The 21,190-nt window shown below is 47.8% G+C and carries 15 protein-coding genes; 1 reads left to right on the top strand and 14 read right to left on the bottom strand.

Annotated elements, in window-relative coordinates:
* Nucleotides 1–40 precede the first annotated feature (40 nt).
* From ACESZH_RS08720 to ACESZH_RS08700, 5 genes are all read right to left on the bottom strand, one after another.
* Complete coding sequence (locus ACESZH_RS08720) at nucleotides 41–967, bottom strand: glycosyltransferase (RefSeq protein ID WP_373214298.1); 927 nt, start codon at nucleotides 965–967, stop codon at nucleotides 41–43.
* Between the two features lie 69 nt (nucleotides 968–1,036).
* Nucleotides 1,037–2,545: an LCP family protein gene (locus ACESZH_RS08715; protein ID WP_373214300.1), complete on the bottom strand. Its 1,509-nt coding sequence runs from the start codon at nucleotides 2,543–2,545 to the stop codon at nucleotides 1,037–1,039.
* 14 nt (nucleotides 2,546–2,559) lie between these two features.
* A complete protein-coding gene (locus ACESZH_RS08710; protein WP_373214301.1) occupies nucleotides 2,560–3,963 on the bottom strand; it encodes an undecaprenyl-phosphate glucose phosphotransferase in 1,404 nt (467 codons plus the stop codon).
* Nucleotides 3,964–4,081: 118 nt separating this feature from the next.
* The gene (locus ACESZH_RS08705; RefSeq protein WP_373214303.1) at nucleotides 4,082–5,038 is read right to left on the bottom strand and encodes a glycosyltransferase family 2 protein; all 957 of its coding nucleotides are present in this window, start codon (nucleotides 5,036–5,038) and stop codon (nucleotides 4,082–4,084) included.
* Between the two features lie 9 nt (nucleotides 5,039–5,047).
* Nucleotides 5,048–6,907: a glycosyltransferase gene (locus ACESZH_RS08700; protein ID WP_373214305.1), complete on the bottom strand. Its 1,860-nt coding sequence runs from the start codon at nucleotides 6,905–6,907 to the stop codon at nucleotides 5,048–5,050.
* A 386-nt stretch (nucleotides 6,908–7,293) separates the two neighbouring features.
* Between ACESZH_RS08700 and ACESZH_RS08695 the strand changes: the two genes are divergently transcribed.
* Nucleotides 7,294–8,547: a D-alanyl-D-alanine carboxypeptidase family protein gene (locus ACESZH_RS08695; protein ID WP_373214307.1), complete on the top strand. Its 1,254-nt coding sequence runs from the start codon at nucleotides 7,294–7,296 to the stop codon at nucleotides 8,545–8,547.
* Nucleotides 8,548–8,724: 177 nt separating this feature from the next.
* On the opposite strand, the gene ACESZH_RS08690 is transcribed toward ACESZH_RS08695, so the two are convergent.
* Genes ACESZH_RS08690 through ACESZH_RS08650 form a run of 9 tightly spaced genes read right to left on the bottom strand, consistent with a single transcriptional unit; the run spans nucleotide 8,725 to nucleotide 21,171 of the window.
* Nucleotides 8,725–10,167, bottom strand: coding sequence for an ArnT family glycosyltransferase (locus ACESZH_RS08690; RefSeq protein ID WP_373214309.1), 1,443 nt, complete (start codon nucleotides 10,165–10,167; stop codon nucleotides 8,725–8,727).
* Nucleotides 10,168–10,182: 15 nt separating this feature from the next.
* Nucleotides 10,183–12,630 carry a glycosyltransferase gene (locus tag ACESZH_RS08685; protein WP_373214310.1) on the bottom strand — a complete coding sequence of 816 codons (2,448 nt, stop codon included), beginning with the start codon at nucleotides 12,628–12,630 and terminating at the stop codon, nucleotides 10,183–10,185.
* Complete coding sequence (locus tag ACESZH_RS08680) at nucleotides 12,627–15,131, bottom strand: glycosyltransferase (RefSeq protein WP_373214312.1); 2,505 nt, start codon at nucleotides 15,129–15,131, stop codon at nucleotides 12,627–12,629. The genes ACESZH_RS08685 and ACESZH_RS08680 overlap by 4 nt, the downstream gene beginning before the upstream one ends.
* Before the next feature lie 4 nt (nucleotides 15,132–15,135).
* Nucleotides 15,136–16,386 carry a hypothetical protein gene (locus ACESZH_RS08675; protein WP_373214313.1) on the bottom strand — a complete coding sequence of 417 codons (1,251 nt, stop codon included), beginning with the start codon at nucleotides 16,384–16,386 and terminating at the stop codon, nucleotides 15,136–15,138.
* Nucleotides 16,386–17,312, bottom strand: coding sequence for a cyclopropane-fatty-acyl-phospholipid synthase family protein (locus tag ACESZH_RS08670; RefSeq protein ID WP_373214314.1), 927 nt, complete (start codon nucleotides 17,310–17,312; stop codon nucleotides 16,386–16,388). The genes ACESZH_RS08675 and ACESZH_RS08670 overlap by 1 nt, the downstream gene beginning before the upstream one ends.
* A 12-nt stretch (nucleotides 17,313–17,324) precedes the next feature.
* Nucleotides 17,325–18,581 (bottom strand): ABC transporter ATP-binding protein, encoded by a 1,257-nt coding sequence (locus ACESZH_RS08665; protein WP_373214316.1) that lies wholly within the window; start codon nucleotides 18,579–18,581, stop codon nucleotides 17,325–17,327.
* Between the two features lie 26 nt (nucleotides 18,582–18,607).
* Complete coding sequence (locus tag ACESZH_RS08660; protein WP_373214318.1) at nucleotides 18,608–19,423, bottom strand: ABC transporter permease; 816 nt, start codon at nucleotides 19,421–19,423, stop codon at nucleotides 18,608–18,610.
* A gap of 9 nt (nucleotides 19,424–19,432) precedes the next feature.
* Nucleotides 19,433–19,987, bottom strand: coding sequence for a dTDP-4-dehydrorhamnose 3,5-epimerase (gene rfbC, locus ACESZH_RS08655; RefSeq protein WP_373214319.1), 555 nt, complete (start codon nucleotides 19,985–19,987; stop codon nucleotides 19,433–19,435).
* Nucleotides 19,988–20,022: 35 nt separating this feature from the next.
* Complete coding sequence (locus ACESZH_RS08650; RefSeq protein ID WP_373214321.1) at nucleotides 20,023–21,171, bottom strand: D-alanyl-D-alanine carboxypeptidase family protein; 1,149 nt, start codon at nucleotides 21,169–21,171, stop codon at nucleotides 20,023–20,025.
* Nucleotides 21,172–21,190 lie beyond the last annotated feature (19 nt).

The following is a 21,190-nucleotide window of genomic DNA, read 5'->3' as shown; positions in this document are numbered from 1 at the left end:
GTGTTCAAACTGTGATAGATGTTTTAAGAAACGGTGACAGTTATTTAACCTTATTTACCCAGTATGCTTTGTTCATAGTGCAGGCATTTACCAGACCTTTCGGAAGCTTTTTATAGCGCTTGCCAAGGAAATATCCCACATATTTGAAACCGCTTTGGCCCACAAGCTGGGGAACCAGCCAGAAATGTCCTGTTTTTACAAGATATCCCAGACTCTTTTTAACCAGCCGAAACCCCTCTCCCTCAGATGGAACGGAAGCAAAGATTTCCGGATGCTCTGCCTGGGAAACCCCCAGGTCAAAATTTCTGTGAAGCTGCTGGATGCAGGAGTAATTGTGTGAATGATAAACACAGGCATCAGCCGCATAAGCAATTCCATAACCTTTTTTCGCCATGGTTCCCGCATAGATCATGTCTTCGTTAAAAATGGCGTGTTCTACAAAACCACCTGTTTCCGTGTAGATGTTTTTGTCATAGGCTGCGCACACATTGGAACAAAAATATGTTTTAATTCCATAAGTGCCCGTATCCTTCTCCCACTTTACAGAGGATTTTTCAGGATAATTAAAAGACCTGGTGTAGCGCTCCAGAAAACGGCAGTCTTTTTTGGGAAGCTGTCTGGCGTAGGCAGCCCCCACCATTTTTTCCTCCTCAATGGGACGGATCAGATTTTTTATCAGTTCTTTGTTGGCAGGAAGGGCATCCTGGGTCATAAAAACCATAATGTCTGCCTTTGAGATAAAAGCAGCCTCTCGCCGCGTACCGCCATGGTCAAATTCCGACTTTTTCACATGGTATACGCAAAGCTTCGGGTACTTTTTTTCCCAGTCAGGATTCCATCCCTGTTCCTCTGTATTCATCACCAGAATGTGGTCAATTGGATAACTCTGCTTGATCAGCAGCTCCAACAGCCTTCCGAATTCCTTTCCCGGATAACAAGTGGGAATGATCACATCCACTGACTTCATTTTCTTTTCCTCCGTTTAGAAAAGGACCATCCAAAGCCTGGATGGTCCTCTGCTTTATTTTGTAACTTCTTAGGCTGTGGGTTCTGCAGTTTCTGCGGCTTCAGCAGGTTCTGCGTATCCGTCATCCCAGCCGGTCATATCTTCATAGGTGATGTCTCCTCCACCACCGTCTCCCGGATCTGTGTAATCTCCGCCTCCGGTTCCATCTCCCGGATCCGTATAGTCACCACCTCCGGTTCCCGGATCTGTATAGTCGCCGCCCCCGGTTCCAGGATCTTCGTAGTCACCGCCTCCCGTTCCCGGGTCTGTGTAATCTCCGCCTCCGGTTCCATCTCCCGGATCCGTATAGTCACCACCTCCGGTTCCAGGGTCTGTGTAATCTCCGCCTCCGGTTCCAGGATCTTCGTAATCTGTATAATCGGTATAATTGTAATTACCGCTGCCGTCTCCCTGCCATACCACTTCTCCGCCGTTATCCGTATCATCCTCGGAAACAGGAGCCTGATCAACCAGAGTATCTGCACCGCCAACGATTTCCAGGATTCTGTTGCTTGCATCCTGAATATTCTGAGACGGAATATAGCCCTCAGTATCTCCATACAGGAATTTGTGCAGCTCGACAACATTGTCAATGAGGGTGTCCGCCACAATAATGCTTCCTGCTTTTATATTTGCAAACTTGTACTTAGATGGGAAACCAACCGTATCATCAATGCTGTATCCGATCACAGTCGGTATCATATTCAGGATCGCAGTTTTGCTAAGGGAGGTCTTTACCAACGGGAATACATCATCCATGATTTTGAATATGGTGGTTAATCCTGCTTTTTTCGCCTTATGCACCATCATCTGGATAACTCTTCGCTGTCTCTCGGTACGTCCCATATCCAGGCTGGCCGTATAACGGATACGGCAGTAGGAAACAGCCTGGACGCCGTTCAGATGATATTCGCCCAAAGTTGCCTCGATATCCTCCGGTCTCTCCGGAAGCTCAATGGGTGTATAGCTTGCCCCGGTCTCCACAGAAGTCTCCACACAGTAGTCATTCATAAATACAAGCTCTGCATAGGACATCGGAATATCCAGACCGCCCAACGCATCAATAGCAGCCACCATTGCATTGAAATCTACAGTTGCATAGTCCGTAATATTAAGGTCCAGCATAGTATTCAGCATGGAAATAGCCTGCTCGGGCCCGCCGTAAGCATAAGCCGCATTTGCCTTGGTATAGGTATCATTTCCAATATCAAGAAGCGTATCTCTGTAAACAGAAACCAGCTTTACATCCTTGGTATCATTATTCACACTGGCAATAATCATCGTATCGCTGTTATCGGCCCCCAGTGCCTTATTTACAGAACGGTGGTCAATGCCGAACAGGGCATAAGTCGTATATCCTGTCATCTCCGGTGCTGTCACGTTAGTTACAACTTTGCTTTCATCAAATACAGGCGTTTCAATCTTGTCCAGTCTGGAATTAATCTGTCCGTAGACATACAGTCCGCCGATAAACAGCAGCAAAAGGATAATTTCCAAAACAAACAAGGCTGTCCTTTTTTTTCTTCCTGGTCTTGACATTTTCTTTTCCTTTCTCAATACGCGTTCTTATTAATAAATCCTTTAAATATTGTCAGGAACAATATTTTTACATCAAAGCCAATACTCCAGTTTTCGATATAATAAAGGTCATACTCAATCCTCTTACGAATGGATGTATCGCCCCGGTAACCGTTTACCTGCGCCCATCCGGTCAGTCCCGGCCTCACCTGGTGCTTCACCATATAGCGCGGAATTTCCTCCCGGAATTTTTCCACGAAAAAGGGCCGCTCCGGCCTGGGTCCCACAAGACTCATATCACCCTTCAGGATGTTAAAAAGCTGCGGAAGCTCATCAATGCTTGTCCGGCGCATAAATCGTCCGATTCCTGTCACTCTCGGGTCATTTTTTACCGTCCAGGCTTTTTTCTCCTCAGCCTCCGGCTGCACCTCCATAGAGCGGAACTTGTACATCCAGAAGGTCCTGTTATGCAGGCCAACTCTCTCCTGCCGGTAGATAAGCGGTCCGGGCGATGTCACCTTGATCAGCACGCACATTACCAGCATCAATGGCGAAGAAACTATAATCGCCAGTATGGAACCCACCACATCCACAACTCTTTTTACCATAGCGTTAAAGGTGTTGCTCAGCGGAACATAACGTATATTAATAACCGGAAGACCCAGAATGTCCTCGGTATACGGTTTTGTCGGAATGATCTTATTATAATCCGGAATAAATTTTGTGTGTACTCCCGACTTTTCACAGAGCGCCACAATCTCCTCCAGACGGTAGTATTCACTCAATCCCAGCGTAATTGCGATCTCATCCAGACGGCTTGTGGGCAGAATCACCATCAGATTTGCAATTCTTCCGATGACTTTGACGCCCTTATACGTAGTACCTGAAGGTACATTATCATCCAGGATCCCTCGCACCACATAGCCCCACTGGGGATTCTGCTGCATCCGGTCAACGTATTCCTCCGCCGCACGGCTGTAGCCCACCAAAAGCACCTGTTTCTGATTCAGACCCTTTTTGCGCATATTGCGCAGGGTATAAAAAATCAGCATCCGGGCGCACCAGCTTGCTGCAATACAGATTCCATAAAACATATACAGCATCGAACGTGAGATATCTCCCTCCTCGATGTTGTACAGGATGAATGTGGTAACCAGTATGCCCAGTGAATTCGCCTTGATAATATTCGACAAAACAAGACGGCGTCCCTGCATCCGCATAGGTGTATATAAGGTAAACGCATGATACAGCAGCAGATATATCGGTACAATAAAAAGCAGGGCAGACATATATTGTTCAAAAGACCTCGCCCTTACTGCTGTTGCGGCAAAAGGTCCTACAAATCGTATTGCCCAGGCACACATATAAGATAATGTAATTACACAAGCATCTATGACTACATGGAGACGACTGAAATTTTTCTGGTTATCCTTTATCAATCTCTGCCACCTCTGTTTCTTTTCATTGCTTTTATCTTATAATATATGAAACATAATTGCAACAAAATCTTCCCTGGCAATCTATAAAAATTTTATGAAACCGCATTTTTTTGTAAAATCATTGCAGAAATCTGCGGACGATATTCACCCAAAGCTCTATCTGAATCTTCGCATAATTGGGAAGATTTTTCATGGAAAATGGTACTTTTCTCTCCTTTTTGCTGATCTGCAGTCCATTTTTGATTCCTGCCAGGTACTCTCTTCCCATTCCTTTCAAAAGGAAAAACAATATTTTGATCCCAAATCCCACCGTTAAAAACGGTAGATTTAAAAGTATCTGCAAAAAGGGCATGTTTTTATAGATCAGATAAACGTTATTTCTGGATGAATATCTTGTTTTAAACTGGTTGTAACGGGAGCCGCTTGTGCCGCTTCCCACGTGATACACCTTTGCTTTTGGGGCATACCAGTTCTCATAACCCTGGATGCGCGCCCGAAAGCCCACGTCTGTGTCTTCCAGATAGGCAAAGTGCTCCTCATCGAAATAACCGATTTCTTTAAAAATCTTTTTCCTGTAAATGGCGGCTCCTGCACAGGAGGCAAAAATCTTTTCCTCCTTCTCAAAGGCGTGGATGTCCTTTCCTTTTCCCCGGGCAAAAGCCCAGCCTAAAGCATTGTAATAATTTCCTGCATCGTCAAGCCTGTCCCTGTCATGGAACTGGATCATTCTGGCAGAGCAAGAAAATGCTTTTTCATGGCGTTTTATGGCTGCAAGCATTTCCTCAAGGAAATCCGGTTCTACCTCAGTATCGTTGTTCAAAAGCAGAACGTAGGGCGCTGCTGCCGCATAGATCCCCTCATTTACAGCCCTGCTGAAACCGAAATTTTCCGGCAGCTCAATAATGTGTACCCATGGATAGCTTCCTGCGATAAACGGGGTACTGCCGTCAGAGGAACCGTTGTCTACCACGATCACCTCATAATTCCTGACAGTCTGATTCTCCAGGCTGGCAAGGACCCCGTCAAGATATGCCATTCCGTTGTAATTGGGAATGATGACTGATACTTCCTGCATATTATCTCCTTATTGTTTCTTTCCCATTCCCGGAAGAGGCTTCAGGGAATAATTCCATTTTGTAAGGGATAGGTTCTTATTGTAATAGGGGTCACCATTCTTCAGAATGTCCAGCCAATTACATCTCATGTACTCAATTTCAGTCTGGAACCGGCGTACCTTAGCCTTATTGTCCTCAGCACCCCTTGTCTTGGACTCCATATGATAAAGCTTTGCATAGGGATCATAGACTACCAGATAGCCGGCGCGGTTGATCTTTAAGCACAGATCCACATCGTTAAAGGCCACGGCTAGTTTCTCCGTAAAGCCCCCCACCTGCTCAAACACACTTTTTTTCACCATCATGCAGGCTGCTGTCACAGCGCTCATATCCTGCAGAATGGATGCTTTGTGAAGATATCCGGTGCGCTCAGCAGGCATATCCACAAACATATGCCCGGCGATTCCGCCTATTCCTACCACACACCCTGCATGCTGGATGGTATTATCAGGATAGATCAGCTTCACTCCGACAGCGCCCACCTCGGGACGTCCGCACATGCCCAGCATTTCACTCATCCATTCCGGAGTGATGATGGTAACATCATTGTTTAAAAACAAAAGATATTCCCCTTTTGCATGTTTTGCGCCGAAATTGTTGATCGCGGAATAATTAAATTCCTTTTTCCAGCGCAGCAGACGGATGTCCGGCTCTTTGGAAAGCTCTCTATAATAGGCAAAGGTCTCATCCTCGGTGCTGTTGTTTTCCACGATGATGATCTCGTAATTTTTGTAATCCGTGCTTTTCCGGATGGAATCCAGGCAGGCTTTCAACGTTTCTTTTTCATCCTTATTGGGAATAATAATGGATACCAGCGGTTTTCCCTGCACCGGATACTGCACCCGGTAAAAGCCCAGGTCCGGCGTATGGCTTACCGTACCATTTGTCCCGGTACGCTGCAGATGGGCCTCAATCGCTCGCTTGCCCGCGTCAAAAGCGTACATTTTGCTTGCGGGATTGTCTGCGGTTGATGCCTTATGGGTTCGCCAGTGGTAAAGGATTTCCGGCACATGGACAACCTTTTTCGAAGCTTCCACACAGCGGAAAATAAAATCATAGTCCTGCGCACCGTCAAATTCCCTGCGGAAGCCGCCGATTTTTTCCACAATGGAGCGGCGCACCACAAAGAAGTGGCAGATATAATTATTAGAACGCAGAAGATCCAGGTTAAAGTCCGGTTTTAAATGAGGCTGGAAGTGCTCGTCTAAGTCAGTTGTCACTTTATCCTCGTCCGTGTAGACAGCGTCTGCCAGAGGCTCACGGTTTATAGCAGCTACCACTTCATACAGAGCATTCGGTGCCAGCAGATCGTCATGATCCATCAAACCGATAAACTCCCCGCGTGCCATGGCGATGGCCTGGTTGGTATTTTCGGCAATTCCCAGGTTTTCCTTCAGATCCATAACCCGGATACGGCTATCCTCTGACGCGTATTTTGCAAGAACCTGTCCCATTTCACGGTCATCAGGGCTGCCGTTTGCAATACAAAGCTCCCAGTTTCCGTAGGTCTGCGCCTTGAGGGAATCGATCATCTGGCATAGAAATACCTTCGGTGTCCTGTATGCCGGAACTGCCACGCTGATCAGAGGGGCATCTTTAAATTTTTTCTTTCGCTGCTTTTCCAGGGTTTCCTCATCAGGAATATATGCCTCATACCAGGGTCCGTAGGGTACCTCTTCAGGCTCAAATCTCTCATGGAGGCGGATCCAGAACTCCTTTGGTCCGTAATGCTTCAGGTATCGCAGTCCTTTTAATATCGTATAGGGAGACAGCTTTTTAAAAAGCCGGGTCCACTGGATCTTGCCGCCTGGGTTGTTTTCTTTACTCATATAATTGTGACCTCTGTAGATAATATGGAACTATTTTATCGTTACTGTTCACTCCGTTCACAGCAACACGCTCCGCGGGATGCACAGAAATCGCGTAAATGCGATTTCGCGCCTGCAATTCTCGGGTTTTATGTGACCTTTGCTCACATAAAACACCTCGCGGAATATCACGAGTGAATAGTAACATTTTATCATCATCACCTCCTTTTTGCAAGGATAGCGTCAGCATAAAAGAAGGAGTTGAATTGCCGCGGAAAATGGGATATGATGGTAGAAAATATTCAATATAAGAATCTATTTATTTTACAAGATATCAAGATAAATGTGATATACTATAAACGATTATTTTTTGCAATACACTGACAAAACAGGAGCATATATTTACTATGAGAAAAAAACGATTAACTGCAGGGCTGCTTGCCCTTGGAATTTCTGCTTCGCTGATCTTCCAGACACCTGTCCTTGCCGAAGAAGCTGCCGCTGATACACAGGCTGCGGCCAGCACTATTTCTACCAATGCCATCCCCGGATGGCCCCAGGCAGCGGACATCACCTCTGAGGCAGCCGTTGTCATGGATGATACCACCAATACTATTTTATATGCCAAAAATATGGACGAAGCTCTTTTCCCCGGAAGTACGGTAAAGATCATGACCTGCCTTCTGGCTTTGGAAAACAGCAGCCTGACGGATCAGGTAACTATGACCGCTACCGGGGTATCCGGGGTAACGGATGGTGGAGCAAATATCTCCTCCCAGGTTGACGAGGTTTTTACTATAGAGCAGTGCCTTTATGCTATTATGGTAGCCTCTGCCAATGATATTGCCCTGCAGGTGGCAGAGCATATTGGAGGCTCAGTGGAAGCTTTTGTCCAGATGATGAATGCACGGGCTCAGGAGCTTGGCTGCACAAACACGGTGTTTACCAATCCTACCGGGCTTCCGGATCCTAATCAGCACACCACGGCGCATGACATGGCTTTGATCATGAAGACGGCTATTGAGAATCAGGCTTTCCGTCCTATCGCTGCGGCTACCTCGTATACGATCCCGGCTACGAACAAGTCCGGCGGTGCCAGGAACCTGACGAATAAATTTACCATGAATGATCCTGCTGCAGCTAATTATTATGAGGGCTGTATAGGCGGCAAGGAAGGTTACACGGAGGCCTCCGGAAGCACCCTTGTGTGTGCGGCGGAGAGAAATGGGATGACACTGATCTGTGTAGTTTTGAAGGGTGCTTCCGGGCAGACTACACCGGATGCTGCTTCCATACTGGATTATGGGTTTGGACAGTTCCAGGCGCTTTACCTTGGGGATGAGGATTTCAGTTTGATTTCGGGCGGTGATGTGATCGTTCCGGTTGGGACGGGGTCTGATGCGCTGACGGTACAGGATACCCAGGGTGAGGATCAGATTCAGAGGACTTACCTCTTCGGAGGGACGGCTGTGGGAACTGCGGTTCTGGAGGTTGTGGAGGAGCAGGATGATACGGCTGTGATCGAGGGGGAGAAGAATATGCAAGAGGCGCTTGATTACTCTGCATCGCATACGGCGATCCCTTATTTTGTGATCGCGGGAGTATTTGTGGTTTTGATGGGATTTTTCATTTGGCGAATTGTTAAAGTAGTCAGAGGATAATGCGAGGGGGCAATCTCGGAGAGCGAAGGCCGAATGCCCCCTCGCGCTCCCCCTGTTGGCCCGCTTTCACACGGATGGAGTTTGTGAGATTAAAGTGGAGTAGCACACGGATGGAATTTTAGGATCAGTGGGATACTTTATAGAGATGTTTAGTGGTAAAAAACGGGCTGAGGAAGCTCAGCCCAGGTAGTTTGGTATGATTAGAGTTGTGAAGGTTATGAGTGCGCCGGCTATCCAAAGGATAGCGGCGATGAGGTAAAACCATTTTCGCAGCTCTTCTTTTTTTATGAATTTTTCCAGGAGTTTTCCGTAGCCTTTTGTGACGAAATACATGAGGGGGAAAACGGCGGAAAGGATGTATCTTCCTTGTGCCTGGTTATCGCTGTTGTAGGCGTAGCTGATAAACAGGAGGACTGGGGTGACCATGGCGCCGGCCATGGCGAGGTTGAACACGCCTGTTTTGTTCCATTCACGGTAGTGGGTGATGGTCTTGATTTTTACTGGTTTCTTTGGTGCGGCGGCGCGCATGTGTGTTACGGAGACTTCCGTATTTTTCCAGTAGAATTCCCGCAGCATGAGTGTGACGCCGAGTACGCCGACTGTGAGGAACAGGACGTAGGCTCTGCTCATGTTTTCATTCATGAATATGTCAAAAACTCCGAAGGTTCCGACAAAGCTGTACAGCACCGAGATCACCCAGTTGTGCTGCCAGCCGGGATCCTGATAGAGGAAGAAGTCCTTGTAGGACCAGCCAAGTTTTTTCGGGGTCATACGGACGGAGGGCTTGAAATCAGGCCATGCGTACTTTTCTGCGCACAGGTCGCTGGCCTTTCGGCCCAGGATGTCTCCGTCATAGAGGAAATAATTGCGGATAAACCACCAGCCTGCCAGGGCAAAGGTGATCCCGCCTATGGCAAAGCCTCTGCCAAAAAGGAACTTCCATCTTTCCTTCCACGGCTTTCCGCTGCAAAAGAGGACTGTCACGCAAAAGAAAAATGCGCTCCACAAAATCCAGCCGTAGGCATTGTAATAGGATAAAAAACATATGCCCATGCCTGCTGCCAGCAGGATGCAGTTTTTCCAGGTCCATCCCTCATCCAGATAGCGCACCCAGGCGAAAAGGATGATCGCACAGGATAAAAGCGACAGAGAATCCGTATTTACGTAGGCTCCCATAAAGAGGAACTCCGGCAGAAAAATCACCAGCACACAAAACATCCATCGCTGTCCTTTATCCTGAAAGAGCCGCCTTCCGATCCGTATTACCAGCCATGAGGCTGCTGTCATAAACAGCACATCCGCCATTCTCGCAGCGCGGAGTAAGGCAAGCTTTTCCGTGGTAAAGATTTTGGTGATCCACATAAACACAGCGGATACCATATAGGACAAAATGGGGGAAAATCCGTAGGAGATACCCCAGCGGCTGTTTCGGATCGCCTCATCCTCTCCTCTGGGAAGCTTACCCGGATTTTTGTACAGGTACTGTGCCACCTGGTAGCGCATTCCCTCGTCCGGTCCTGTGGGCATGGAACCGATCATTGCCCAGATAAACATGATCAAAAAGGCAAGTCCTACCAGCGCCAGTCCCAGGTATTTTTCATTTTTAAAAAACTTCTTCATTTGAGAGCTCCTTGCCTAAATCCGTTTCAGGGAAAAGTCCTGGCTTTTCAGGGTCAGATTGGGATTGTAATAGGGGTCAGGCTTGCTGAAAATATCCGGCCAGTGTGCTTCCAGGGTTGCCACCTCTTTGTTGAAGCGCTCCTTTTTCTCCGGTGTGTTTTCCAGACCTCTTGATTTTGACTCATAGTGGTGAAGCTCTGCATAGGGGTTGTATACTACAAGGTAGCCTGCATCCCGCACCTTCAGGCAGAAATCAATGTCATTGAATGCCACCGCAAGGTCAGGGCTTAAGCCTCCCACTTTGTCAAACGCTTCTTTTTTCACCATCATGCAGGCAGCCGTAACAGCGCTGTAATCCTGCGCACAGATGATGCGGTGCTGATAACCTGTCTTTCCTCTTGGCTGCTGCACAAAGCAGTGACCTGCAATGCCGCCGAAGCCCAGCACAACGCCGGCGTGCTGGATGGTGTCATCCTCATAGTACAGTCTGGCACCCACGATCCCCACGTCCTCACGCATACAGTAACCAAGCATTTCCTCCAGCCAGTCGTTGTTGATCACTTCTGTGTCATTGTTCAGAAGGAGCAGATAATCGCCCTTTGCGTGGGCAGCGCCGAAATTGTTGATCTCCGAATAGTTAAACTCTCTGTCCCAGTAAACAACCCGCACATTCTTGTTTTTCGCCTCAAGCTCTTTATAATAAGCAAAGGTTTTCTCCTCCGTGCTGTTGTTTTCCACGATCACATACTCGAAATTCCGGTATGTGGATTTTTCCTCAATGGACCGGATACACCTCTCCAGGTCATCCGTATGGTCTTTGTTTGGAATGATTATGGAGATCAGCGGGTCATACTCCCGGATATAGCGCGTCCTGTAAAGTCCCAAAAACTCTCCCTTATAGACCTCCGCCTTCACACCGATCCGGTCAAAATGGGCCTGAATTGCCCGCTCTCCCGCATCGAAGGCGTACATCTTGCTCTCCGGGTTTTCCGCCGTGGAATCCTCGTGGCTTCTCCAGTGATAAAGGATTTTGGGAATATGGTGAATATGCTTTGCCTCTTCCACGCAGCGCAGGATCAGGTCGTAATCCTGTGCGCCGTCATATTCTGCCCGGAGAAACCCCACCTTATCAAGCAGTTCTCTCTTTGCCACAAAAAGATGGCAGATATAATTCACAGTACACAAAAGGTCCAGGTTAAAGTCAGGCTTGAAGTTGGGCTGGAAAAACTTATTTCCGTTGACAGACATTTTATCCTCGTCTGTGTAAAGAATCTCTGTCTCCGGCTTCTCCTCCAATGCTTTCGCACACTCAAACAGGGCATTCGGTGTCAGCACATCATCATGGTCTGCAAAGGCAATAAAATCTCCCGTGGCGATTCCGATAGCCGCATTGGTATTATCCGCAATGCGGAGGGCTTCCTGATGGGAAACCACCCGGATCCGCTTATCCTGCTTCTCATAGCTTTCCAGAAGCTCCCGGATCGGGGAATCCGCACCGCTTCCGTCTGACAGGCACAGTTCCCAGTTTCCGTAAGTCTGGGCCTGGACAGATTCCACCAGTGCCTTTAGATATTCCTCCCCTGTTTTGTATAAGGGTACCACAATACTGAATTTATGATTTCCGGAAAAGGCCGTCTTTTTCTGTTTCTCCAGCTCTGTTTTTGTGGGAAGATGCTTTGGCAGCCATTCCGAATACTCCACTGGTCGCTGTGAAACATCGGTAAGCTTGTGGAATACCTTGTCAGCCAGAGCCTTTGCTCCGTGAGCTTTGAAATAATCCACGCTCTTTTTCCTGTATTTCGCTGCTTTCCCGAAAAGCACCTCTCCGGGTCCCACACCTATCTTGTGGATTGATTTTTTTCCTTCGCGGTCGCGCATCACAAGGTAAAGATACCGTCCCTGTACTGGCTCCACCTCCGCATAGAAGCCGCAGCCCTTATCAATGGGGCATTCCCGGAACATTTCCACCACGTCCATACGGCTGTTTCTGCGGATCTGTACATCCAGGGGCTGTTTTTTCTCATCGAACAGCTTGATCTGCACAGGCGTGACAGCAGCGGCCCAGCCCTGGAGGATCAGCTTTTTCTCTCCCCGGACTACCCGCTCCTCCTCAATAAAATACTGTGGCTTTCCTCTGCGTGCCAAAAGGTCCTTTACCTTTACATGAAACCATTTCCCACGGTTTTCCTCAAAAACGGCATACACATCCAGATTCTTATAAGAGGAAAGCTCCTCGGGCAAAGTGACTGTCACCTCCACCCGGATACCGCCCATCAGCTCCTCGTCCTTAAAGCGCTCTACGGCTGTCTTTGCAATTTTGCGCTCCATCTCCACAGAGAGTTTCTCCCCGTCCAGATATGCTTCCACCGTATATTTATCCGGAATGATTCCGCAAATGATATATTTGCAGTCGTCATTCAGAAAAAAACGTTCCTTTTCTACTATCAGTAATTGCTGATTCATACTTCATTTCCTTTCACCGTCTCATAAGCCAGACGCAGTGAGCAGTCTCCCCGCACCAGGCTGAGATTGGGATTATAATAGGGGTCTCCGGCCTTCAGGATTCCGGCATGGCGCTCCTGAAAACGGCGGATTTCTCCCTGGAAGCGTTCCTTCTTTTCCGGTGTCTCCTCCAGGCCCCTGGACTTGGATTCATAATGATAAAGCTCTGCTTCCGGCACAAACACCACTAGCTTTCCAAGCTCCCTTGCGCGCAGGCAGAAATCCACGTCGTTTAATGCCACCGCAAATCCCTCGTCAAGCCCGCCTAGGCTTTCAAACACCTCTCGCTTCACCATCAGGCAGGCCCCTGTCACGGCGCTCACATCCTGTGCTGCCTTCAGACGTCCCATGTAACCGGAATAATCCCGGCTGCAGCCTGTCAGGATATGTCCGGCGAAACCGCCCATTCCCACCACGATCCCGGCGTGCTGCACCGTATTGTCGGGATAGTAAAGCTTTGCCCCTGTAATGGCAACGTCCTCTCTCTGGCAGTATCCCAGCATCCTCTCCATCCATTCCGGGGCAATGACCTCCGTGTCGTTGTTCAGCAGAAGGAAATAATCCCCGTCCGCATGGGCCGCGCCAAAATTGTTGATGGCAGAATAATTAAACTCACCCTGCCAGGTCACGGTTCTCACATTGGAATACCTCTTTTTCAGCGCCTCGTAGCAGGCAAAGGTTTCCGGCTCAGTGCTGTTGTTTTCTATGATAACGATCTCGAAATTTCTCCAGGTGCTTTTTTCCTGAATGGAAGTGATACATTTTTCCAGATCCTTTTTGTGATCCTTATTGGGAATCAGGATGGAAACCTTCGGATTCCCCTGTATCTGAAAGCTGGTACGGTACACGATGAACATTCCTGTAAACTCTGGCCGGGCATCCATCCCAAGCCGCTGATAGTGTGCCTCCAAAGCTCTTTTCCCAGCCTGGACCGCATAGGACTTTTCATCCTGGTTTCCGGCAGTGGAACCCTCATGGCTCCTCCAATGGTATAAAACCCTGGGGATGTGACGGATCTTATCGGTCTGCTCAACGCACCGCAGAATCAGATCATAGTCCTGTGCTCCGTCAAACTCGCTTCTCAAAAGCCCCACCCTGGAAAGCAGGGATCTTTTTACTGCTGTGAAATGGCAGATATAATTGATGCATCGAAGGAAATCCAGGTTGAAATCCGGCTTGAAATGGGGATAAATACCATTTCCTTCCCGGTCTGTCAGATCCTCGTCCGAATAGATAAGCTCTGTGTCCGGGTAATCCCGCACCGCGCACGCCATATGGTAAAGTGCATCCGGCGCCAGCATATCATCGTGGTCAGCAAAGGCGACAAAATCTCCCTCCGCCATGGAGATGGCTTCGTTTGTATTTCCTGAGATTCCCAGATTTTTTTTCAAATATTGGTAGCCTATCTTGCTTTCCTTCCCATAATTGGCTCTGATAAACTCTTCCAAAGCATTCTCTTCGCTTCCGTCTGCAAGGCAGAGCTGCCAGTTCTGGTAGCTCTGAGAAATCACAGAGTCTACCAGCTTTTTTAAATACTCCTGAGGAGTGTTATACAAAGGCACCACAATGGAAAATTTCGGTCCATCCGGAAAGCTTTCCTTTGACTGGCGCTTTAATTCCCTCGGAGTTGCCCTGTGCTTCTTTTCATAATAGCTGTAGGTATCGCTGAAGGAACCTGTTTCCTCCATGAGATAGCCCATAAAGCCCTTCAGCCCCATTTTTTTCAGCATGGCTTTGCTTTTTTCTCTATTTTCCCGGTTTACGGTTTTCATCATCCGACCAAGCCGCGTATTTTCCCGGTCAAATTTAGCCATACGGATCGTTTCTATTTTTTCTGTTACCGCATTCGACAAAACAAGATGTATGGATTTACTCTTGATCCTGGAGCGGGGTAGCTTGATGGCAAATCCCCGGCACTGGCTCAGCTCCACATCAAATGCCGCAGGCAGGTCCGCTCTTCGGATGTCAGTGATCTGAACCCCACACTGCTCCCGTCCCATTTCGTCCAGAACAGTCATCTTCAATTCTCCCGCCGTATTGATGCAGCAGCCCTGAATATATACGTTGTCCCTGCGCTTTTCCACACATTCCATGAAAAGCCTGAGGGTATCTGCATAATAATCCTGCCGGACCTGTTCCATTTCCTTCTGCACAAGGGGAAAGCTCTCTCTTCCGCAGATAATACGAACCCGGAAGGTTTTTGCCAGCGGGAAAACCTGCTCCATATTGGGGATTCTGATCTCAAATCCTGCATTCTCATCGGGAAAGTCCAGATCCGGTCTTGCTGCAAGCACATCCGGCCTTGGGACCCGCTTCAGCCTGCATTCCAGAGGAATATGGTCGGCCCGCACCTGAACAAAAGGCTCTTCTTCTTTTGTGTACATCCATCCTGTCAGGATACAGGTTCCGTTTTCCTTTATGTTGTAATGACACGTGTCAAACGTCACAACATGGTCTTCCATACCTTTATTTCCTCTCTGTTTTATTGAGGTATTTTTTATACAAATCCCATACCTTTGAGTTTCTCATGCTCCAGATTATCTTCGGCACCTTGGATAGCCTTGTCTTCAGCATTCTGTTTTCCCGCCCGGTCTCACAGGCTGCTGCCACAAGCTCTCTGGTTCCCGGATAAACCTCCATACTTATGGTAAATTTCTTTGCGCCCTCCGGTACCGGAAGATTCACGATGTTCGGGTCATTCTTTGCCAGATAAGCCCATTTTCCCGAAATAACGCCTTCCGGCGTAATGGCACCTTTTAAAGAAGCGGGCTTCCCGTCAAAGAGTACCTTTTCCAGATGAACCGCGCAGGGCTGGTCACCCGGGTCGATGCGCAGCATAGGACATCCTTCCGGCAATTCCACGGTGCAGGAGATCCTGTTATTTAAAATCGGCCATGATCTGGAGTTTTCCGGCTGGTAACCTCCATCTGTCATAAAGAATATCTGAAGCTGCTCTCCTGCTGCCAACTCCACATTTCCAACTCCAGGCGTCATAGAAGCGAACATTTCTCTCATAGGAATATGCCCCTGAGTGAGATACTCCTGAAAATGCACTTCCATCTCACCGAAGTATTCCTTCATTTCTTCCGTAATTCCAAATTCCCTGTAAAAGTCCTCTTCTTTCAGGATTTCTCTCACACTGTGGGTATTGATGTAATAATGGATGATGCGGTAAAGCACAAACTGACAGGGTACCGGGAAATCAAAGGTCCACTCATAGTCCAGAATGGACGGCGGCTGTGTCAGCACCACATTTTCACACACCATGTCAATATTGGTAAGCCCGGCGCAGGTCATGCCCTCCGGAACTTTTTCCTTCCCGAACACGTTCCCGAATGCTTCCGTAGCCTGGAAAGGCTCTTTATCGTAAAGCTTTTTTACAAGAAGAAGATAGTCGTGAAGCTTTGCCCTTGCCGCCTCTGTGTTTCCTTTTTCCAGCAGATCGTCCAGGGCTTCCTCCAGTGTCTGTCCCTCCAGATATTCCAGGCGGATTCCTTCGTCCGTTTTTTCACAGCGGTTGCAGTAAAATCCAATCTCCTTATAAGCCTCCGTCAGCTCCTCATACCAGCGGAAAATCTCCTCCACATGGTTCTGCCCCTCCGGATAGAGCGCTTTTTTCTCCACATAAAGTCCATTTGCCCCTTCCAGGATATCGGTACGGATGGCAAAGCTCCGGCTTCTCTCATTGGAATATTTGCTGTAAATGATCTCGTCCATCACTCGCCCTCCTTTTGCACCAGAACCAGAAAGGAATTGGAAAATTCCCGGAAAAGCTCTGCGTCCACCAGGGAATCATACACCTTGGGCTCATCAAAAAGCTGCATCCTCGCCCTGTCAAAATTACAGAAATTATCACTCAGCTCCCCTTTTTTGGGCAGTCGTTTATCCGAATAAATGGTCATAGGGAATTTATAGTCCGGGTAGGGATAATAAAAGGTGATGGTAAAGTCTCCAGCCTGATCAATGATCTTTTGAAGCTCCTTTCGTGAAAAGGTCTTGACTCCCGTTGTGCCGGGGTAGCCTTCCAGCCCCTCAAAAAATTTGCCCACATGATCCTCTGTACAGCCGGCCCAGTATTTCAGCCCCAGACGGTTTTCAATTGCGATCACCAGCCTGCCGCCGGGGGACAGATGGCGCGAGATACGCCTCAGCATTTCCACATAAGGCTCCCCTGTCCCGATGTAGCCCTCGGAATATTCAAACACCCCGATCAGGGTGATATAATCATATTTTTCTTCCAGATTTTTCTCAATATCCTGAAAATTCCCCACCATGATCTTTATATTTTCATAGTCACGGTTTCTCCAGGCATTGATGTTGCTGCGCATTTTGGAAAGGTCAATACAGGTAACGCTTCCCGCTTTTTTTGCAAGAGCGCCGGTCATGGCACCGCATCCGGAACCGATTTCCAGCACCTTATCCTCTTTCGAAATAGGAAGCCACTCCAGAATATTCTGGCGGATATGAGAAAAATGGTAAAGCACAGGCCAACTGTTTTTCTCCTGGATCACCTGATTCAGTTCCTCTTCTTTATAGTTTTTGGCTATCTCAAGAAGCTCCTCCTCCACCGGACCATCACTGTATAAATCCTCTCCGGGATAGTATTCATAATCCAAAATTACATTTCCGATTTTTTCCTGCATGGAATTCTCCTTTTATTCCTCCACTGTCACCCTGGAATTCATGTCATAAAAGCCCACCGTATTTTTCGAGGAAACCACAGTAATGTTGCACGCATCGTAAAGACGGTGAAATACGGCGAACTCTCCGTTTTTGTAGCCTGTACATCCAAAGGACAGAAGATATTCTCCCCCCTGAAGGTCCATTTTCTGTTCAAATGTCACCACGCATTCCTTTCCCTTGTCAGGATGGGACACATTTACCCCTTCATACATGGTGTTGGTTCCGGTAATCTCCGTTCCCTGAATATTCTTAAAGGTATATGCCATGATCGGCTGCTGGATATCTTCATTAAAATGAATCCGCATTTTGATCCGGAAGGTACTTCCCTTTTCAATGGTATTGGTCTGGCGGTTCTTTTCATCCAGAACCACAAAGTCCCGAATCTCCGCCTGTTTTTCCCCGTATTCCAGGGTATTGGGATTTACCTGGAAGCCCTCTCTCCAGTTTTCCTCCGGCTTCTCTGTTTCTCCTTCTGCCTGCTTCACAGGATCCTGATGCACCAAAAGCTGCTTATACATATCCACCATAGCCTTGGGTGTTCCCTCATCCAGCTTCACGCCCTGGTTCAGCAGAATCACCCGGTCACAGTATTTGGACACACTGCCCAGGTCGTGGCTTACAAACAGGATGGTCTTTCCCTGCTTTTTAAACTCCTCAAATTTATGATAGCATTTTGCCTGGAAAAAAACATCTCCTACGGACAAGGCTTCGTCCACGATCAGGATTTCCGGGTCAATATTGATGGCAACAGCGAAGGCAAGGCGCACAAACATACCGCTGGAATACATTTTTACAGGCTGGTGGATATAATCCCCAATGTCTGCAAAGGCAAGGATATCATCAAGCCTTGCGTCGATCTCCTCCTCGGTAAAGCCGATCATGGTGCCGTTGAGATACACGTTTTCCAGACCGGAATATTCCATGTTAAAACCTGCTCCCAGCTCCAGAAGAGCAGAGATACGACCGTTTACCTTTACCTCCCCCTCCGTGGGATTCAAAACTCCTGTGATGATCTTCAGAATGGTGGATTTCCCGGAGCCGTTTGTTCCGATGATTCCCACGCATTCGCCCTCATGGATATTAAAACTAACATTATTCAACGCATAACGCTCCTGATACCGTTTTTTCCGGCTTATGCCCAGGGATTCCTTCAGACGGTCTGATGGCTTTTCGTAGAGCTTATACATTTTTGATAAATGGTTTACTTCAATGGCATTCTTACTTTCCACGTTGTTTCCTTTCTCTCATGGCAATCCTACAATACATCTGCAAAATGTACACGCAGCCTCTTAAAGACCCAATTCCCCAGTCCAAAGCAGGCGATGGCAAAAATCCAGAAATACAGCGTCCACAGCGGACGTTCAAAAAACCAGCGTTTCATGATCAGCGAATCACGGTAGCCTGACACGATATAATATACGGGATTGAGCTGAAGGATCTTCTGCAAAAGGGCGTGTCCCTTCAGAGAGTCCTCTGCCACCCACATAATGGGGGTGAGCCATACGCCTACCTGCAGTCCGATATTGATCATCTGTGTCAGATCCCGGAAGAACACAACGACAGAACAGGTCACGTAGCAGATTCCCAATGCCAGCACAAACACACAAAAACTGTAATAAATAAGCTGCAGATAATAGAAATCCGGGAATCTTCCGTAGCACAGATACAGAATAATGGTAAACAACACAAAAAAGCCGTGTACAAATATGGCAGAAATAATCTTCACAACCGGAAGAACACTGATATTAAAAACGACTTTTTTTACAAGATAATTATATTCAATAAGGGCATTCGTCCCCCCGATCAGGGAGTCCTGAAAAAAGAACCAGGGCACGATACCAGCCACCAGATAGAGTACAAAGGGCACTCCCACGCTGTCCGTATTGGAGCGGAATCCCACGGAAAACACAAACCAGTACACTAAAATGGTGACAATAGGCTGTACAAACGCCCAGAAGGTTCCGAAATAGGAGCCGGCATACCTGGTCTTAAAATCATTTTTTGCCAGCTTCATGACAAGCCGGCGGTTTTTGTATACATCCGCCGGCAGAGCCAGAATCGTTTTCAGCATATGTTTCTCCTATCTGTGAAATTCCTTGAAGCTTCCCCATTTCTGGTCTTTATCGGAGAAAATAAGCTCCATGCCTTCCGGTATCGGCCACTGAACACCGATATCCGGGTCATTCCAGATCAGTCCGCCTTCATCGTTCGGATGATAAAAGTCAGAGCATTTATAGGTAAATTCTGCTGTCTCGGAAAGCACTAAGAAGCCGTGTGCAAATCCCTTCGGAATAAAGAACTGCTTTTTATTTTCAGCGGAAAGCACCACGCCGTACCATTTTCCGTAGGTTTTAGAGCCTTCTCTTAAGTCCACAGCAACGTCGAATACCTCCCCGTTTACTACACGGACAAGCTTGTCCTGCGGAAAATTGATCTGAAAGTGGAGTCCTCTTAAAACGCCGTATCTTGAGCTGGACTGGTTATCCTGAACAAATTCCACGTCGATTCCGGCTTCCTTGAAGTCATTATAATTATAGGTTTCCATAAAATAACCTCTGGAATCTCCGAATACGGTAGGCTCGATTACTTTTAATCCTTCGATGTCATCACAGTTTGTTACTTTAATTTTTCCCATTTTTTCTTCTCCTTTTCATGTGTTTTTCAATATTTTCAGTGCTTTCGCTTTTTCCTCGCAAGGGCGATGCACAAAATGATCAAAATAACTGCCATCACTGCCCCGATGATCAAAAGGGTACTTCTATGTGCAGAGAGTCCTTCTGACGACTCCCCCTGCATTTCAGCGTCCTCCGTCGGCGCCTCAGTTATGGCAGGCTCCTGCGCCGGCTCTGCTGTGGGACTTGGCTCCAAAACAGGCTCCGGTGTTGGTTCAGGTGTTGGGCTTGGCTCCGGAGCCTTCTGAACATTGTTAAAGGCATAGTCCAGAAGTCCAATGCTGTCCGCACAATTCTGGCTCAGCTCCGCGTCCCGCATAGTTACCACGATATAAGTGGCTCCGTTTCGCTCCGCCGCCACCACCATAGTGTTTTGAGATGCCTGTGTCAGACCTGTTTTCCCTCCCAGACACCCTTCATAGCAAAGCGGCGACTCCTCCGCAAGCAGAGGCAGATGGGTATGGAGCTTTCTTTTCTTGCTCATATTGGTAGCCGGGATCACATAATCCTGGGTACCGATGATCTTCCGGAACGTCTCGTTTTTCAGACCAGCCTGCATGATCAGCGCCATGTCATAGGCTGTGGAATAGTGGTTTTCATCCGGCATTCCGTTAGCGTTTACAAAGTGGGTATTTTTGCAGCCCAGCTCCTGTGCCTTCTGATTCATCATCTCGATGAAATGCTCCTCCGTGCCGCCTACATACTCTGCGATCTGGGTGGAAACCTCATTGGCAGACTGTATAATCGCCGCATAGAGGCAGGATTCCATGGACATGACTTCCCCAAGCTGCATTCCGATATTTCCGCTGTCCGGCGTCACTTCCCGGATTCCGGTTTCCGTAAAGGTTACCTGATCCTCCAGAGATGCGTTTTCCGCTGCAAGAAGCAGTGTCATGATCTTTGTGATGCTGGCCGGATATCTGATATCGTCCTGGCCCTTTCCATAAAGGACAGCGCCTGTATCTGCGTCCATCAGAACTGCAGTCTCGGAAAAGGTGTCCGGCGGCGCGGGAAGGGACTGGTCGTAAGTGACTGCTCCCATGGTGCCGTTATTCACTGCAGGGGCTGCCTGTACCGGAATACATCCGGTCAGCAGTGCAAGCAATAAAATCATGGCTGTCAGACTTTTATATTTTCTTTTTATCATATATTATTTGTGTCCTCCT

The organism is Ruminococcus sp. 5_1_39BFAA (assembly GCF_964240875.1).
In the GTDB taxonomy this organism is placed as follows: domain Bacteria; phylum Bacillota; class Clostridia; order Lachnospirales; family Lachnospiraceae; genus Blautia_A.
The sequence above is the reverse complement of the archived record's forward strand: the minus strand, read 5'-3'. Positions and strand labels throughout refer to the sequence as shown.